General features: G+C 68.2%; 17 protein-coding genes. 1 reads left to right on the forward strand and 16 read right to left on the reverse strand.

Translation table 11 applies throughout. The features are described 5' to 3' along the window. Positions 1-86: 86 nt before the first annotated feature. The gene (locus FJQ54_RS01170; RefSeq protein ID WP_093063423.1) at positions 87-998 is read left to right on the forward strand and encodes a LysR family transcriptional regulator; all 912 of its coding nucleotides are present in this window, start codon (positions 87-89) and stop codon (positions 996-998) included. On the opposite strand, the gene FJQ54_RS01175 is transcribed toward FJQ54_RS01170, so the two are convergent. From FJQ54_RS01175 to FJQ54_RS01250, 16 genes are all read right to left on the reverse strand, one after another. After that, positions 971-1,207, reverse strand: a complete 237-nt coding sequence (locus FJQ54_RS01175) for a DUF2274 domain-containing protein (protein WP_093063422.1) — start codon at positions 1,205-1,207, stop codon at positions 971-973. The genes FJQ54_RS01170 and FJQ54_RS01175 overlap by 28 nt on opposite strands. Continuing rightward, complete coding sequence (locus FJQ54_RS01180) at positions 1,204-2,424, reverse strand: TrbI/VirB10 family protein (RefSeq protein WP_140926478.1); 1,221 nt, start codon at positions 2,422-2,424, stop codon at positions 1,204-1,206. Before FJQ54_RS01180 ends, FJQ54_RS01175 begins: the two co-directional genes overlap by 4 nt. Continuing rightward, positions 2,421-3,446, reverse strand: coding sequence for a P-type conjugative transfer protein TrbG (gene trbG, locus FJQ54_RS01185; RefSeq protein ID WP_140926479.1), 1,026 nt, complete (start codon positions 3,444-3,446; stop codon positions 2,421-2,423). The genes FJQ54_RS01180 and trbG overlap by 4 nt, the downstream gene beginning before the upstream one ends. Further along, positions 3,443-4,126 carry a conjugal transfer protein TrbF gene (gene trbF / locus FJQ54_RS01190; RefSeq protein ID WP_140926480.1) on the reverse strand — a complete coding sequence of 228 codons (684 nt, stop codon included), beginning with the start codon at positions 4,124-4,126 and terminating at the stop codon, positions 3,443-3,445. The genes trbG and trbF overlap by 4 nt, the downstream gene beginning before the upstream one ends. 3 nt (positions 4,127-4,129) lie before the next feature. Then, entirely contained in the window at positions 4,130-5,440 is a 1,311-nt protein-coding gene (trbL, locus tag FJQ54_RS01195) for a P-type conjugative transfer protein TrbL (RefSeq protein WP_140926481.1), read from the reverse strand. Position 5,441: 1 nt separating this feature from the next. Continuing rightward, positions 5,442-5,744 (reverse strand): putative entry exclusion protein TrbK-alt, encoded by a 303-nt coding sequence (gene trbK-alt / locus FJQ54_RS01200; protein ID WP_140926482.1) that lies wholly within the window; start codon positions 5,742-5,744, stop codon positions 5,442-5,444. A 5-nt stretch (positions 5,745-5,749) separates the two neighbouring features. After that, the gene (gene trbJ, locus FJQ54_RS01205; RefSeq protein WP_129926682.1) at positions 5,750-6,508 is read right to left on the reverse strand and encodes a P-type conjugative transfer protein TrbJ; all 759 of its coding nucleotides are present in this window, start codon (positions 6,506-6,508) and stop codon (positions 5,750-5,752) included. After that, positions 6,505-8,994, reverse strand: coding sequence for a conjugal transfer protein TrbE (gene trbE / locus FJQ54_RS01210; protein ID WP_140926483.1), 2,490 nt, complete (start codon positions 8,992-8,994; stop codon positions 6,505-6,507). Before trbE ends, trbJ begins: the two co-directional genes overlap by 4 nt. After that, on the reverse strand, positions 8,991-9,272 hold the full coding sequence (locus tag FJQ54_RS01215; RefSeq protein ID WP_140926484.1) for a VirB3 family type IV secretion system protein: 282 nt from the start codon (positions 9,270-9,272) through the stop codon (positions 8,991-8,993). Before FJQ54_RS01215 ends, trbE begins: the two co-directional genes overlap by 4 nt. Continuing rightward, positions 9,269-9,604, reverse strand: a complete 336-nt coding sequence (locus FJQ54_RS01220; RefSeq protein WP_093063414.1) for a TrbC/VirB2 family protein — start codon at positions 9,602-9,604, stop codon at positions 9,269-9,271. Before FJQ54_RS01220 ends, FJQ54_RS01215 begins: the two co-directional genes overlap by 4 nt. Beyond that, the gene (trbB, locus tag FJQ54_RS01225; RefSeq protein WP_093063413.1) at positions 9,601-10,587 is read right to left on the reverse strand and encodes a P-type conjugative transfer ATPase TrbB; all 987 of its coding nucleotides are present in this window, start codon (positions 10,585-10,587) and stop codon (positions 9,601-9,603) included. The genes FJQ54_RS01220 and trbB overlap by 4 nt, the downstream gene beginning before the upstream one ends. Before the next feature lie 233 nt (positions 10,588-10,820). Further along, positions 10,821-11,756 (reverse strand): CDF family Co(II)/Ni(II) efflux transporter DmeF, encoded by a 936-nt coding sequence (gene dmeF, locus FJQ54_RS01230; RefSeq protein WP_093063412.1) that lies wholly within the window; start codon positions 11,754-11,756, stop codon positions 10,821-10,823. A gap of 8 nt (positions 11,757-11,764) precedes the next feature. Then, positions 11,765-12,040, reverse strand: a complete 276-nt coding sequence (locus tag FJQ54_RS01235) for a metal/formaldehyde-sensitive transcriptional repressor (protein WP_093063411.1) — start codon at positions 12,038-12,040, stop codon at positions 11,765-11,767. A 79-nt stretch (positions 12,041-12,119) separates the two neighbouring features. Next, positions 12,120-12,545 carry a ribbon-helix-helix domain-containing protein gene (locus tag FJQ54_RS01240; RefSeq protein WP_093063410.1) on the reverse strand — a complete coding sequence of 142 codons (426 nt, stop codon included), beginning with the start codon at positions 12,543-12,545 and terminating at the stop codon, positions 12,120-12,122. A gap of 10 nt (positions 12,546-12,555) precedes the next feature. Then, the gene (locus tag FJQ54_RS01245) at positions 12,556-14,529 is read right to left on the reverse strand and encodes a conjugal transfer protein TraG (RefSeq protein ID WP_093063409.1); all 1,974 of its coding nucleotides are present in this window, start codon (positions 14,527-14,529) and stop codon (positions 12,556-12,558) included. Positions 14,530-14,544: 15 nt separating this feature from the next. Next, entirely contained in the window at positions 14,545-16,305 is a 1,761-nt protein-coding gene (locus FJQ54_RS01250; protein WP_093063408.1) for a relaxase/mobilization nuclease domain-containing protein, read from the reverse strand. Positions 16,306-16,540: the final 235 nt, after the last annotated feature.

The raw sequence follows: 16,540 nt of genomic DNA on the forward strand, positions 1-16,540 counted from the left end.
TGCCCGTTTGACTATCAAGCAAAGTATCCTTTCAGGAAGGCTCTTGATCGAAAAGACGCGCTAACAAAAAGAATAGAGGGCTATGCGTGCCGTTCGACATTCGTCAGCTTCGCTACGCCATAGCGGCGGCAGATCATGGCAGTTTCTACCGAGCGGCGCGCGCATTGGATGTCGATCAATCGACACTTAGCCGGAGCATTCTCAAGCTGGAGCGCGTGGTCGGGGTGAAGATATTCGAGCGATCCCGCGCGGGCGTCACCATGACGATCGCGGGGCGTCAGCTCGTCCGCAGCGCCCGGCCGATGGTGGCAAGCGCCGACAAGCTGGTGGCGACCATGCGGGCGGCGGGGCAAGGCCGCGCCGGCGGGCTTATGGTCGGGCATTACAGTTCGGTCTCCGCCGGAAACCTGCGCGCGACCATGTTGGGCTGGCGCAACGCGCATCCCGATGCCGATCTAGATGGCGTGGAAGCGGACCGGCGCGCGCTGTTCGCCGGGCTCGATACCGGCGAGATCGACATTGCGATCCTGTTGGGCGACGCCAGCCATGACGGGTTCCGGCACGAATCGCTCTGGAGCGAGCGCGTAATGGTCGCGCTGCCGGCCAATCATCCGCTGGCCGAGCGTGACCTGCTCCACTGGACGGACCTACGGCGAGAGCGGTTCCTGCTTACGGCCGCCGATCCCGGCCCGGAAATCCGAGACATGCTGCTGGGCCGCCTGTCGCTCGTCGGTGTCCAGCCGGACATCAGGATGCACCATGCCAGCCGCGAGACGATCCTAAGCATCCTAGGTGATGGGCTCGGCCTATCGATCGTCTGCGAGGGCGGGACGGGCGCGCGCTATCCCGATGTGGTTTACCGACCCGTTCATAGCGAACAGGGGCCGGTGCTCATCGGCTATTCAGGATACTGGCGGAGAGACAACGGCAATCCCGCGCTGCGGCGATTCCTCGCCTTCGTGCGCGACCGCTATGCGCTATCCTTCGACATCCCCTGACGCTGGCTCTTGGTGAACGCCCGGTCAGTCGCCATGAATCGCGCTAGCATCGGGGCGACCAGCTTCTCCGGCGTCACAGCTTCGCTGCCGGTTTCAGTGGCCAGCGCAGCGGCATAGGCGACGAGATCGCGGTGGACGGCCGCAGGCAGCTCCACCGCCAGCTTGACGGGCCGGTCGTCGGCGAGCGGCCCGAGCTTCAACTTGGTCATCGCGTTGCTCCGATAGGTTCGAGCACGAGATCGCGCGTGATGACCACGCGCAGGGGGTGCCCCGGCCGGATCGTGAGCGTCGGCTGCACGTTGAGCTGCCGCCGCACGATCTGCTGGCCCGTCTGATTGATGGTGTCCTGTGAGCCTCGCCGAAGGGCGCGGGTCAGGTCGTCCTCACCGTCCGCACCCAGCTCGGTCCCGACACCGACCAGCGTCGAAACGGCCGCCGCCCGTAGCAGGTTGCCCCAATGCTGGTTCACGCGGTCTTGCAGACCGGCGAATCCGGCTCCGTCCGCGCCGGGTTGGCGCTCGAGAACGATCGAGCGTCCGTCCGGCATGATGAGCCGATCCCAGGCGAGCAGCACGCGGGTCTGTCCGGCGGCGATCTCGCTGTCATACTCGCCGATCAGCCGCGCGCCCTGCGGGATGAGGAGGATGCGCCCGGTGGGGCTGTCATAGACATTCGCCGTCACCTGCGCGGTGATCTGGCCGGGGAGGTTCGAACGGACGCCCGTGATGAGCGCAGCCGGGATGATGCTGCCGGCCTGAACGATGTTGGGCGATGCCGGCGCTGTCAGCCGCTCGACGCTGACCGTGCGTTGGTTGGACGCCTGCGCCATGAAGGCGCGCTTGCCGGCCTGGTCGCCTTGCGCCGCCTGCTGGGCCGGTTCCTGCGCGGAAGGCGCCGGCAAGCCCGGCATCGAGACCGGCTCCGCACCCGCACGCGCGCCGCCGCTGCCGAGAAAGACCGAGCTGGTGCGGGCCGCATCGCGTTCCTGCGCCGCGCGCTGCCGGGCGGCTTCCGCCGCTTGCGCGCGCGGATCGGGCGGACCTGGCTGCGCGCCGATCGGCGGCACGGGCACGTCCTCGCCGCGCTGCTGCGCCGACACGATCGGGCGGCCGAGGTCGCCGGGAAGCGGCGGGCCGAGCCGGGGCGCCTGCGCATAATCGCGCGGGCCGGACGTGATGGTCTCGGCGGTGGCGCGGCTGTCGGTGTTGTAGAGTTCCTGCGCGGCCCGATCGCCCGGCGGTTGCAGCGCATAGATCAGCGAACCGCCGATACCGAGGCCGGCGGCGACGCCGACGACGGCGAGCGCCTTGCGGGAGAGCCGCATGACGCGGGGTGGATCGCCGCGAAGCTGGAACGCGGCGGGATCAGGGCGAGCGGGCTGCGGCTCCGGCCGTGCTTCGGCTGGCGCATCGTGGCTGTCAGTCACGGCCGCCCCCTCCGGCGCGTCTCCGCGCCGTCGCGCACGATGCGGACGCGCTGTTCACTGCGGCGGTCGCCCAGGCGCAGCTCAGCGGCGGCGAAGAGCCGATCAACCACCATGTAGCGACCCTGCACGCGGTAATTGACCAGCTCGGCGTCACCGCTCGCGCCGGTCACGAACAGCGGCGGCATTTCGCCCTGCGAGATCCCGGCCGGAAACTCGATGAAGACCTGCCGCCCGTCGTCGAACGCGCGGGCCGGCGCCCACGGCACGCGGTCGCCCTCGATGCGGTAGCGGAAGTTGAGCGCCGTTACGTCCACGCCGGTTGCGGCTGGCGCAGCAGCGGCGGCAGCCGCATTGCGACCTTGCAAGGCGATCAGCGCGTCCTGCGGATAAGTCCACGATACCGACGCCATGTAGGTCGCAGGCGTCGCGCGCAATTCGAGGTGATAGGTTCGGCGGTCGGTGTTGACTACGATGTTGGTAACAAGATCGGGCCGTGTGGGCTTCACTAGGATGTGCACGCGCGCGGTTGCGCCGCTGCCGCTCACCGTATCGCCAATGATCCACCGCACCGTGTCGCCGGCCGCTACCGGACCCGGCCCGACGAGCTGTTCGCCTTCCTGCAAGGCGATGTCCGTCACCTGACCGGGCGCGGTATAAACCTGATAGAGCGCGCCTTCGGTCCACGGGTATTGCTGGATTGCGTTCAAGAAGCCGTCGCGCGCCGGCTGGATGCGCGCAGCGTCGTTGGCGTCGCCGACACGGCGGCGCGGATCGGCGGGCTCTGGCGGTCGCACTCTCTCCATTACCGGCTTCAACTGGCCGGGCAGCGGCAACGGCTCTGGTATCGTCACGATCTCGACCGCGCGGGGCGGGTCGGCCGCAGGCGTCGCCACGATCGCAGGGGGCGGATCGTCCAAAGCGATTACGGGCGGCCTGGCCGACGTGGTGGCGCAGCCGGCGAGCGCGGATGCGGAAACGAACAGCGCGGCCGTGGCTGCGCGGCGGATGGGTATGCCGGTCATTGCGACAGCTCCTTCGACCAGTTGAGGGCGTTGACGAAGACGCCGAGCGGATTCTTGCGCAGGGCGTCGGGGGTGCGTGGCGGCTGCACGACGATGGTCAGGATCGCCGACCAGCGCTCGGTGGCGGCGAGGCTGCCGTCCTGATAGCGGCGCTCGATCCAGGCGACGCGGAAGCTGTCGGGCGATGCCCGGATGACGCTGGACACGTCCACCGCGACCTGCACGCGGCCGACATTGGCGAACGGGTCGTTGGCCCGCGCATAGTCGTTCAGCGCGAGCGCACCGCGATCGGTCGTGAAGTCGTATGCCCTTAGCCAGTTTTGCCGGACGATCACAGGATCGGCCGGGATCGCGCGGACCTGCTCGATGAAGCGGGCGAGATGGAATGCGACCTGCGGATCGGTCGGGCGGTAGCCGGCCTCGGCCGGCGCGACCGCTTGGGCCTCGCCCAGCCGATCGACCTGCACGACCCACGGGACGATATGGCCGCGCGTCGATTGCCAGACGAGGCCGCAGGCCAGACCGCCGGAAAGCGCCAGCGTGCCGAAGAAGGCGAGCCGCCAGTTCTTCGCCTGCACGCGCGCCGAACCGATTCGGTCATCCCATGCCTGCGCCGCGCGCTGATAGGGTGTGGCCGGCTCGGGCGTTTGGCCGTAGCGGATGGTCGGTCGCTTGAACATGGATCAATCCTTTTGGCTGGTGTCGACGGATGCGCCGCTGCCGCCGCCATCGCCGGAGCGCAGCGTGTGAGCGGCGATGGTCGCGCCGTGGGTCATGGTCTGGCGGTTCTTCATCGCGGACGCCCAAGGGGGCGCGCCGTCCGGCGCGTCCGGCGAGGGCGTGGAGCTGCCGCCTGAAATGGTCCCGCCGGTGGCGGTGACGGCGGCGCGGCCGCCCGAGCGGTAGCTGTCCTTCAGCGAGGCGGCCGCCTTGCGAAGCGGTGAGATGGCGGCGCCAACGGCGGCTTGGCCGACGCCGCCAGCGCCGCCGGCAACGGCTGCCGCGCCGGTTTTACCGGCTGAACCGAGCGCATAGGCGCTGTTGGCCGCGCCCGAGGTGAAAGCGGCGCCTCGCGCGGCGCCGCCGACCGCGCCCGCCGCCGCGCCGACGCCGAGGCGGGCCGCAGCGGCGCCACCGGCCAGCGCGCCGCCGGCTGCGAGCACGGTTCCCGCTGCGGCCCCTGCGCCAAGCGCCTGGCCACCGGAGACGATGCCGTTGGCGATCGACGGGCCGAAGATGCCGAGGCCGAGAAGGCACAGTGAGGCGAGCGCGACGGCCAGCGCATCTTCGATGCTCGGCTGCGCGCCGCCGAATCCGGCGCGGAACTCGTCGAACAAGGTCGAGCCGATGCCGACGATGACGGCGAGCACCAGCACCTTGATGCCCGACGAGATCACTAGCCCCAGCACGCGCTCGGCCATGAAAGCGGTTTTGCCGAACAGGCCGAACGGGATAAGGACGAAGCCGCAGAGCGTCGCCAGCTTGAACTCGATCAGCGTCACGAAGAGCTGGATCGCCAGAATGAAGAAGGCGAGGATGACCAGCAGCCAGGCGATCAACAGCACTGCAATCTGGATGAAATTCTCGAAGAACGCGACCCAGCCCATAAGGTCGGAGATGGATTCGAGAATAGGTTGGCCCGCTTCCAAGCCTACCTGCGCGACCCGGCCCGGCTGAAGCAACTCGGCGGCGGTGAAGCCGGTGCCCGACGCTCTCAGCCCGAGCCCGGCGAAGCTCTCAAAGACGATGCGTGCGAGGCTGTTCCAGTTGCCGATGATGTAGGCGAAGATGCCGACGAACAGCGTCTTCTTGACGAGGCGCGCGATGATGTCGTCGCCTTCACCCCACGTCCAGAACAGCGCGGCCAGGGTCACGTCGATGACGATCAGGGTGGTGGCGATGAACGCCACCTCGCCGCCGAGCAGGCCGAAGCCGCTGTCAATATAGCGGGTGAAGACATCCAGAAAGCGATCGACGACGCCGGTGCCGCCCATATCAATTCTCCTGGCGGTTGGCGCCATCGGCGATGCGCGCAGCGGGACGCGCGCCGGGAGCGAGGAAACGGCGGCGGTTCTCGGCCCAGGCGCGCAGGCAATCGGGGTCGCTTGCCCCGGCCGCGCCGATCGACTGGCAGCGGCGCAGCTCGATCAGCAGCGGGTCCGTCGCCGATGTCTCGGCGACAGCCGCCGGCCCCGCGCGCGGTGGTTCGGGCGCGCGGCTCATCTCGATCGCCGTCATCGTGATGGCGATGGCGATGAAGATGACGGCGCCGATGCGCGCGAGGAGCTTGCTGTCCACGGGCGTCAGTCGTGGAACATGCGGGCGTTGCCCGGCTGATACCCGGTGGACCGCGTGAGGAAACGGCGGAGCCGCTCGCGGCTTTCGGCTTCGACGGCCGCGTTGCGCGCCGAGTCCAGCGCCTGCGCCCGGCCCTGCGCGGCGAGCAGTGCCGTCAGGTCCGCGAGCTGCTGCGATTGCAGCGCGAGAAGCTGGTTGCCCGCCTGCGCGGCCTGAAGCGCGCCCGTCGCCGATTGGCTGGATGTGACCAGGCCGTCCATCGTCGTGCGCGCGCCGTCGATATTGCCGACGACGCCGGCCTGAACGCGAAGCGCGTCCTCGAACGCGCCGACGCTATCCTCCCAACGCGCATTGGCGTTGGCGACCATCTGCGCGTGGGTGCCGGTGAGCGCCGCGCCCTTGTAGCGGCCGTTAAAGACCTGCTGGACGTTCTGCACGTCATAGGCGATGCGCTGCGCCTCGCCGAGAAGCTGCTGGGTGCGCTGCACCTGTTGCTGCAACTGCTGGAGCGAGCTGAACGGCAGCGACGCCAGATTGCGCGCCTCGTTGATGAGGCTGGTCGCCTGCTGCTGGATTTGCTGGATCTGGTTGTTGACCTGCTGGAGCGACCGCGCGGCCGTCAGCACGTTCTGCGCATAGTTGGTGGGATCATAGACGATCCCGCCGAACTGAGCGTGCGCCGGCGTGGCGGCGGTGATGCCGATCATGCTCGACGTGGCGATGGCGCCGGCCAGCATGGCACGACGCAGGATATTGGGTTTCATGGGGTCATGTCCTTCAAGGCAGGGGGGAGCTGGCCGACATCTTCCCGGCGGCCGGCCAGCGGATCGGGTTGGGGTTCGGGAAGAAGATCGACCGCCCAGGCCAGGCCGCGATGGCGCAGCCATTCGGCGGCGAAGCGCTCGCGGCCGTGGGTCTCGACCAGCTCGGCGATGCGGAGCTGGTCGGTCTTGGAAGAAGCGGCGGCGAAGGCCAGCGCGACCTCTCCCAGCCCCAGCTCGAACAGCCGGTTGCCGCGCCGCGACTGGCAGTAATAGTCGCGCTTGGGCGTGGCCCGGCTGAGGATTTCGATCTGGCGGGCGTTCAGCCCGAACCGTTCGTAGATGGCGGCGATCTGCGGCTCGGCCGCACGTTCGTTGGGCAAGAAGATGCGAGTCGGGCAGCTCTCGATGATGGTCGGCGCGATGTTCGAGGTTTCGATGTCGGCGAGGCTCTGCGTGGCGAACACGACGCTGGCGTTCTTCTTGCGCAGGGTCTTAAGCCATTCGCGGAGCTGCGCGGCGAAGTCCGGGCTGTCTAAGACCAGCCAGCCCTCGTCGATGATGATGAGCGTGGGCGAGCCGTCCAGCCGGCCTTCGATCCGGTGGAACAGATAGGACAGCACTGCGGCGGCCGACCCGGCGCCGACCAAACCCTCGGTCTCGAACGCCTGCACCGACGCTTCGCCGAGGCGCTCGGCCTCGGCGTCGAGCAGCCGGCCCCACGGCCCGCCGATGCAGTAGGGCGCCAACGCCTGCTTGAGCTGTTGGCTCTGGAGCAGCACGGCGAGCCCGGTCAGTGTGCGTTCCGGCACGGGCGCGCTGGCGAGCGAGCCGAGCGCCGACCACAAATGCTCCTTGGCCTGCGGATCGACCGCGACGCCTTCGGACGCGAGGATCGCCGCCAGCCATTCGGCCGCCCAGGCGCGCTCGGCCGGATCGTCGATCCGGGCGAGCGGCTGGAGCTGCACGCCGTCGCCGGCCTCGTCGGCCAGCATCCCGCCGAGATCCTGCCAGTCGCCGCCCATGCCGATCGCCGCGGCGCGGATGCTGCCGCCGAAATCGAAGGCGAAGACCTGGCCGTTCTCGTAGCGGCGAAACTGCATCGCCATGAGGGCGAGCAGCACCGACTTGCCGGCGCCGGTCGGCCCGACGATGAGCGTGTGGCCGACATCGCCGACGTGAAGGGAAAACCGGAACGGGGTCGAGCCTTCGGTCTTGCCGTAGAGCAAGGGGGGAGCACCGAAATGCTCGTCCCGTTCCGGCCCCGCCCATACTGCTGACAGGGGGATCAGGTGGGCGAGATTGATAGTGGAAATCGGGGGCTGGCGGACGTTGGCGTAGGTGTGACCGGGGAGGCTCCCCAGCCATGCCTCGATCGCGTTCATGCCTTCGGGGATGACGGTAAAGTCGCGGCCCTGGATAACCTTCTCGACCAGCCGCAGCTTTTCCGCCGCAATGGCTGGATCGCGGTCCCACACCGTCACCGTCGCGGTGACATAGGCCATGCCGGCATAGTCGGCGCCCAGCTCCTGCAGGGCGGTGTCGGCGTCGGCGGCCTTGTTCGATGCGTCGCTGTCCATCAGGACCGACGCCTCGTTGGTCATCACCTCTTTCAGAATCGCCATGACGCTCTTGCGCTTGGCGAACCACTGGCGTCGGATGCGGCTCAGCAGCTTGGTCGCGTCTGTCTTATCGAGCATGATCGCGCGGGTCGCCCAGCGATAATCGAAGGCGAGCCGGTTCAGTTCGTCGAGCACGCCGGGGAAGGTCACGCTCGGGAAGCCGACGATAGTGAGCGTCCGAAGATGTTGGTCGCCGAGCTTCGGTTCGAGGCCGCCGGTCAGCGGCTGGTCGGCCAAGAGCGCGTCGAGGTGCATCGGCGTTTCCGGCACGCGGACGCTCTGGCGGCGCGTCGAAACCGTGCTGTGCAGATAGGTCAGCGTCTCGGCGTCATCGAGCCAGCGGACCTCGGGCACGAACCCTTCGACCAGGTTGAGCACCCGGTCGCTGCGGTCGGTGAAGCCCTTGAGCAGTTCCCACGGATCGACGCCGCTGGTGGACCGGCCCTCGTAGAGCCAACCTTCGGCGCGGGCGGCTTCTTCGGCCGGCGGCATCCACAGCAGGGTGAGGAAATAGCGGCTCTCGAAATGCGCGCCCTCCTCGCGGAATTGCTCGCGACGCTCGAACTCGACCAGCGACGACACGGGATCGGGGAAGTCGGACAGCGGATAGTCGAGCGCCGGGGTGCGCTGCGCCTCGACGAAGATCGCCCAGCCGGAGCCGAGACGGCGGAGCGAGTTGTTCAACCGCGCGGTCGTCGCGACCAGCTCGGCCGGCGTCGCGCTGTCGAGATCGGGACCGCGGAATCGGGCGGTGCGCTGGAACGAGCCGTCCTTGTTCAGCACCACGCCTTCGCCGACCAGCGCGGCCCAGGGCAGGAAATCGGGAAGGGTCGCAGCTTTGCTGCGATATTCACGCAAGCTCATCATGGCCGCATCCACGTCGGGTAACGGAGGTGGCGCCGGGCCACGTCCACGAATTGCGAGTCGCGGCGGGCGGCCCAGACGGACAGCCCGTGGCCGATCGCCCAGATGACGAGCCCGGCGATCCACAGGCGCAGGCCAAGGCCGATCGCGCCCGCCAGCGTCCCGTTGACGATGGCGAGCGAGCGAGGGGCGCCGCCGAGCAAAATCTGCTCGGTCAGCGCCCGGTGGAGCGGGGCAAAATAGCCCGCGATCGGTTCGCCATGATCGGCCCCGCCGTTCATGCGATCAGCGCTCCGCCGCCGAACGAGAAGAACGACAGGAAGAAGCTCGACGCCGCGAACGCGATAGACAGGCCGAACACGATCTGGATCAGCCGGCGCGAGCCGCCCGACGTGTCGCCGAAGGCCAGCGTCAGGCCGGTCACGATGATGATGATAACGGCAACGATCTTCGCCACCGGCCCCTCGATGCTTTCGAGGATGCTTTGCAGCGGGGCTTCCCACGGCATTGACGAACCGCCGGCATGGGCCGGAACGGCGAATGTCAACGCGATGACGCTGGTGGTGGCGGCGAGCATGGCGCGGCGTGCGCCATGCCGAAGGGCATGGATCATGGCAGGTCTCCGGCTTGGTGGTTGGTGAGGGGTGCGAGGCGGTAGTCGCCGGTCGCGGGGTCGAGCCCTTCGACGCGGGCCAGCTCGGTCAGCCGGCGTCCGTGCGCGTCGCGGACCAGCACGGCGATCAGGTCGATCGTCTCGGCTATGAGAGCGCGCGGAACGGTGACGACGGCCTCCTGGATGAGTTGCTCCATGCGGCGCAGCGCGCCGAGCGCAGTGCCTGCGTGGATCGTGCCGACGCCGCCGGGATGGCCGGTACCCCAGGCTTTGATGAGGTCGAGGGCTTCGGCGCCGCGCACCTCGCCGATGGGGATGCGGTCGGGGCGCAGGCGCAGCGACGAGCGGACCAACTCGGACAGCGACACCACGCCGTCCTTGGTCCGCATGGCGACGAGGTTCGGCGCGGCGCATTGCAGCTCGCGCGTGTCTTCGATCAAGACGATGCGGTCGGTGGTCTTCGCCACCTCGGCGAGCAGCGCGTTGACCAGCGTGGTCTTGCCCGCGCCGGTGCCGCCCGCGACGAGGATGTTGGCGCGGGTCTCGACGCCGTGGCGCAACGCCTCGGCCTCGGCCGCCGACATGAGGCCGGCGCGCGCATAGTCGTCGAGTGTGAACACGGCGACGGCGGGCTTTCGGATGGCAAAGGCTGGCGCGGCGACGATAGGCGGCAGCAACCCCTCGAACCGCTCGCCGCCTTCCGGCAGCTCGGCCGAAACGCGCGGCGATCGCGCATGAACCTCGACGCCGACATGGTGCGCGACCAGGCGGACGATGCGCTCGCCATCGGCAGCGCTCAGCGTTTCGCCTGTGTCGCTGACGCCCTCGCCCAGCCGATCGAGCCAAAGCCGCCCGTCCGGGTTCAGCATGACTTCGATAACGGCAGCGTCGTCGAGCCAGCCCGCGATCGACGGCCCGAGCGCAGTGCGCAGCATCCGCGCGCCGCGTGATTTAGCCTCGGATCGGATTGGGTGGATGGTCAACGACTGGCCCCTGCAAAGGACCGGGCGAACCGCCGCCCGGCTGTCGGGGCACATCAAGAGACGCAGGAAGACTCGGCTCGCAACAGCTACTTACGGGCGTAGTAGAGGGGGCGGCACATACGAGGACGACGGCGGAATGCCTCTCGTCGGCATTCCGCAGATACGGCAACCGAACTACGAAATGGCGATGCGCGCGTAGGCTTTCTTACGGATGCCGGTAATCGAGTCGATGGTTAGCGGCACTCGACTGTGAGGTGCGCCAACTCATGCACCGGCGCGAGACGGGCGCGGATCATGTCGCTCGTGACCCCACGCGCCGCGACGATGCTGACGATCGCAGCTTGTGCCTCCGGCCCGACGCGCCAGACGTGGAGGTCTGCGATCCTCGCATCGCCCGGTTCTTCGACCAGCTCGCGCACCTCCTCGGCCACATGCTCGTCGGTTCGATCCAGAAGCACTTCCGCTGTGTCGCGCATAAGCCCCCAGGACCAACGCGCGATCACGATTGCGCCGACGATCCCCATTACGGGATCCATCCATACCCAGCCAAGATAGCGGCCTGCCAAGAGCGCCGTGATGGCGAGAACCGATGTCAGAGCGTCGGCGAGCACATGCAGATAGGCTGAGCGCAGATTGTTATCGCCCGTGTGCGCGGCATGACCGTGATGATGGTGCCCATGATCGTGGCCGTGATGATGAGAATGGTCGTGGCCGCCCGACAGCAGGACGGCGCTGACCACGTTCACGGCCAAGCCGACGACCGCAACCCAAGTTGCCTCGCCGAACGCGACGTTGATCGGCTGGAGCAACCGGGTGACGGATTCGACGCCAATACCGACTGCGATCAGGCCCAGCGCCATTGCCGAGGCGAAGCCGGCAAGATCACCAACCTTGCCGGTGCCGAAGCTATATGCCGGGTTTCGGGCGTTCCGCTTTGCATAGGCATAGGCAAGCGCGGCAACCGACAATGCGCCGGCGTGCGTCGCCATGTGAAAGCCGTCGGCGAGCAGCGCCATTGACCCTGTGAAGTAGCCGGCGACGATTTCGCCCACCATCATCACTGCGGTCAGCGCAACCACCCAGCGCGTGCGGCGGGCGTTCTCATCATGTGCCGCGCCGAGTAAAACGTGGTCGTGAGTGTGCGCGTCGAGATCGGGCAAAGTCGCCATGAACTATCCTATTTCGAGTAGCGACGGATCACGGCGAGCAGCTCCTCCGCACCCGCCGCTCGTTCGGCATCATCAAGCCCAGGCCGAGACACGTGGGCTTCCAGATGCTCCGCTATGATCTCATCCAGCAGGCCGTTCACCGCGCCTCGGACGGCCGCAACCAGGTGAAGAATCTCCGAACAGCTCGCGTCCGCCTGCAACGCGCGGTCGATCGCACCGACCTGGCCTCCAATGCGGCGGACGCGGGCCAGCAGATCAGCGCTCGATGACTTGATGTGCGACATACCCCACCCCCCTATATGAACGGGGTTGGGTTGTCGAGTTTGTCAGCCGCAATTGGAGGCGGGAAAGCCAAGTGGTTCGCTAGTCTGGATCAGTCGCACTCTTCGGCCAGACATCTTCCGGTATCTCATCCAACAGCGTCTTGCCGCTGGCGAAGCGCCGGCCGAGCGTCTCGATGAAGCCCTCATAGCGTTTCCGCCCCTTCACCTGCGCCGCCGCCTGATCCTCATCAGGAAGCGGCGGTGTCACGGCCAACCAGAACCGGACGAACAGACTCAGCGCCTCGGTCGTCAGGCCAGTGTTGCGCTCAAGTCGCTGGACCTGACGCGACAGGCGATCAAGCCTGCGTGCGAACGCGGCTTCCATCCGGTCGGCGCCGTCCGGCGAAAGATAGGACGCCACTGCCGCCTCCACGATCGCGGAGCGGGAGATGCGGCGGCGGATCGCCAACTCATCGACCTGCTTGGCGAGCGCAGGCGGGAAATAGACGTTGAGCCGGGTTCGCATGGGCACGCTCCTACAAGTCGATGCCATCGCCCGGATCGAGCGACGCCTGCCGCGCGAGCCCTTGCATCCGGCGGCGCACGGCCGCTTGCCGGGCCGCGTCATCCTGTTCGTCATCGACGATCGAAAACTCCTGCGCGGGCGGGGCCGTTGTTTCCGGCGCAATGGCGATATGCTCGGGCAGCTCGGGCTCCCGGCGCAGCCCGCCATTGGCGGCGTCCTCGGCATCGCGGACGATGCGCGCGATTTGCTTCGGATCGGCGGATGCCTGCCGCCCGGTCCAGTCATCGGGCCTGACCCCGGCCGCCTCGGGCGCGGGCGCCGACGCGATCCGCTCGGACAGCCGGCGATCCTGATAATAGCGCGCCTTCTTTGCCCGGATCGGGTGGACGCCCGCCACCATGACTATCTCGTCGTCGGGCGGAAGCTGCATGACCTCGCCCGGCGTAAGGAGCTGGCGGGCGGTCTCGGACCGCGACACCATCAGATGCCCAAGCCACGGCGACAGGCGATGCCCGGCGTAGTTCTTCATCGCCCGCATCTCGGTGGCGGTGCCGAGCGCGTCCGACACGCGCTTGGCGGTGCGCTCGTCGTTGGTGGCGAAGCTCACCCGGACATGGCAGTTGTCGAGGATCGCGTTGTTGGGGCCGTAAGCCTTCTCGATCTGATTGAGCGACTGCGCGATCAAGAACGCCTTGAGCCCGTAGCCCGCCATGAACGCCAGCGCGGACTCGAAGAAGTCGAGGCGGCCGAGCGCCGGAAACTCGTCCAGCATCAGCAACACCCGATGGCGGTCGCCCTTTGGGGTCAGTTCCTCGGTCAGCCGGCGCCCGATCTGGTTTAGGATAAGGCGGATCAGCGGCTTGGTGCGCGAGATGTCGCTGGGCGGCACGACCAGATAGAGCGTCGCCGGCCGCTCGCCATCGACCAGATCCGATATGCGCCACTGGCAGGCCCGCGTGACCTGCGCCACGACGGGATCGCGGTAGAGGCCGAGGAAAGACATGGCGGTGCTGAGCACGCCCGATCGCTCGTTGTCAGACTTGTTCAGCAGCTCCCGCGCCGCGCTGGCGACGACAGGATGCACGCCCGCTTCGCCCAAGTGTGGCGTCGCCATCATCGCGGCCAGTGTCTGCTCGATCGTGCGCGCCGGGTCCGAAAGGAATCCGGCGACGCCAGCCAAGGTCTTGTCCACCTCGGCATAGAGGACGTGGAGGATCGCGCCGACCAGCAGCGAGTGGGAGGTTTTCTCCCAATGGTTTCGCCGCTCCAGCGAGCCTTCGGGATCGACCAGCACGTCGGCGACATTCTGCACGTCGCGCACCTCCCATTGGCCACGCCGCACCTCCAGCAACGGGTTGTAGGCGGCCGACTCGGCGTTGGTCGGATCGAACAGCAGCACGCGACCGTGCCGCGCGCGAAAACCGGCGGTCAGCATCCAGTTCTCGCCCTTGATGTCGTGGACGATCGCCGACGCCGGCCAGGTCAGCAGCGAGGGCACGACCAGGCCGACGCCCTTGCCCGAACGGGTCGGGGCGAAGCACAGCACATGCTCGGGGCCGTCGTGGCGGAGATAGTCGCGCGCGAGCTTGCCGAGCACAACGCCGTTCGGCCCGAGCAGCCCGGCCGCGCGCACCTCCCGCTCGCTCGCCCAGCGAGCCGAGCCATAGGTCTCGGCGTTCTTCAGTTCGCGCGCGCGCCACACCGACATGCCGATGGCGACCGCGATCGACGCGAACCCGCCGGACGCAGCGATATAGGCGCCCGTCAGGAATATGCGGGGCGCATAGGCGTCGAAGCTGAACCACCACCAAAAGAAAGCGGGCGGCGGATAAACCTGCCAGCCGAACGCCTCGAACCAAGGCGGCCCCAGCTCGGGCTGATAGGCGAGCGCGGCGGCGGTCCACTGTGTCGCGCCCCACACCCCGGCGAGCACGATCAGGAACACGATGATGATCTGGCCCCAAAGGATTTTGGTCGCGGACATGGGTGTCTCCTGTTTTCAGATGCCGAGGCCGCGCTTGCGGCCAAGCGTCCAGTCGATGCCGCCGCCGGCGCGGACCACGCCGGACACCTGACGGCCGAGTTGCTGTTCGAGGGTGCTGGCCCAGGGCACGAGTCGGAAGCCGAGCCCGTCGTCGATCATGGCAAAGCGGCCTGACGTGAGCGCGAGGCGTTGGCGCACGACGCCGGCGATCTTCTCGCCGGACGCGGGGGGGCGATAGGCAAGCCCGGTCTCACCCGCGATCTTCGCGCCAACCGCGTCCAGCTCGCGCTTGCGGAGCGTGTCGAGCATCCCGCGCTCGAACACCGTCCGCTCGCCGAAGCGGCGGGCTAGCCCTTCCTTGACGAGATGGTCGGTGCGCGCGTCCATCGCGCGCCGCACCTCGGCGCCAAACCCGCCATCCGCGACTCCGGCGCCGCGCTCGATCAGCCGATGGTCGAGCCAGGTCGCGCCGGGCGCTTTCACCTGTGCGGCGAGGTCGAGGTCGGACCGCGTTGCGACGATAAGCGTCGGCTTCTCTTCGCCGGACCGCCCTACCGCGCGCAACTCGACGATGCCGCCGAGCTTGGGGCTATGCTCCAGCGCCTCGATGCCCGGCAGGCGAACATGGTGGGTGCGCCCGTCCGTGCCGTCGATCACGGCATAGGCGGTGGCGGTCAGTTCGTCGTGCAACCCCTTGTCGATCAGCCTGCCGGCGATCGGCTTCTCGGGCGCGCTGGTGACGACGGCGTAGCTGTCGAGCGGCCGGTCCTGCCCCCGATCTTTGAGCGCCGCGCCGATCGTGCGGATGATGTCTCCGCGCGCGCCCAGCTCGCGCAGCTTCGCCCCCGCACCTTCCGCGACCGCCCATTGGCCGGTATCGCCCTCGGCTGCGAGCCCCATCGTTTCCAGATGCTGCAACCGGCCGATCATCAAGCGGCGGAGCCGCGGATCGTCGGGGCCGGGCCGCTCTGGGCGCAGGTCGATCACGCCTAGCTCGTCGGCGGAGCGCTGGATCTCGGAATCGAGCCGGGTCCAGCGCTCCGCCGTCACCTCGCGGTCGAGCGCGCGCTGCACCTCATGCTCGGGCTTCGGCCCTAGTTCGGCGAAGGCCAGGTCTTGCGCGCGCGAGCGGAGATTGTGGCTGATGTAGTCGCGGGAGATGACGAGATCGGCGCCCTGATCGGTAACGCCGCGCACGAGCAAGTGGACATGCGGATTGTCGGTGTTCCAGTGATCGACCGCAACCCAATCGAGCCGCGTCCCCAGGTCGGCTTCCATCTGGCGCATGAGGTCGCGCGTGTATTCGCGCAGGTCGGTCAGCTCGGCGGCGTCCTCGGGCGACACGATGACCCGGAAATGATGCCGGTCATCCTTGCACCGGTCGGCGAAACCGCGATCGTCGGCGTTGTCGCCGGCCGCGTCGAACATCCGGGTAGGCGAGCCGTCGCGGGTGACGCCCTCGCGCTTCAAATAAGCGACATGCGCGGACAGGGGCGCCGAGCGCCGGTCACCCCGGCTGCGGGTGGTCACGGGCAGCATCTTGACCATGACGCGCCGGCCCGAGCCGAACAGGCGACTGCGGGCGAAGGCGGTGCGTCCCCGCCCGAAGGTCGATTGCGCACCCCGGCGCGCTCCGCTGGCGCCGCCGCGCCGGCCGCCGCTGTGGATCGCGGCGACGCGCAGCACCTCGGCGACCAGGCCGCGGGCATTGCGGCCCTGCGCCTTGCTGCGCTTGGCCTTGCCCGGCCGGACGCGGAACTCGCTGTCCTCGCTCACGGCCGGGCCGCTTTCGGCCGAAAACGGCCTGTGGTGCCATTCGAGGCGCTGTTTTTGCTGGCTTTTCCCTTCCGCGCGGCACGCGCGCCGACCGACGCCCCCGCGTGAAGCCACGGAAAAGCCTTGGCTTTTCGGCTGAACGGGGCGCTGCTTATATCTTGCCCTCGTCTGTCCCTGCCGTTTTCCTCCTCCCCAGACACCTTGCTGCTTCGGACGGATGCGGGAAGCGACCGGG

Source organism: Sandaracinobacter neustonicus, assembly GCF_006385875.1.
GTDB classification, from domain to species: Bacteria; Pseudomonadota; Alphaproteobacteria; order Sphingomonadales; family Sphingomonadaceae; genus Sandaracinobacteroides; species Sandaracinobacteroides neustonicus.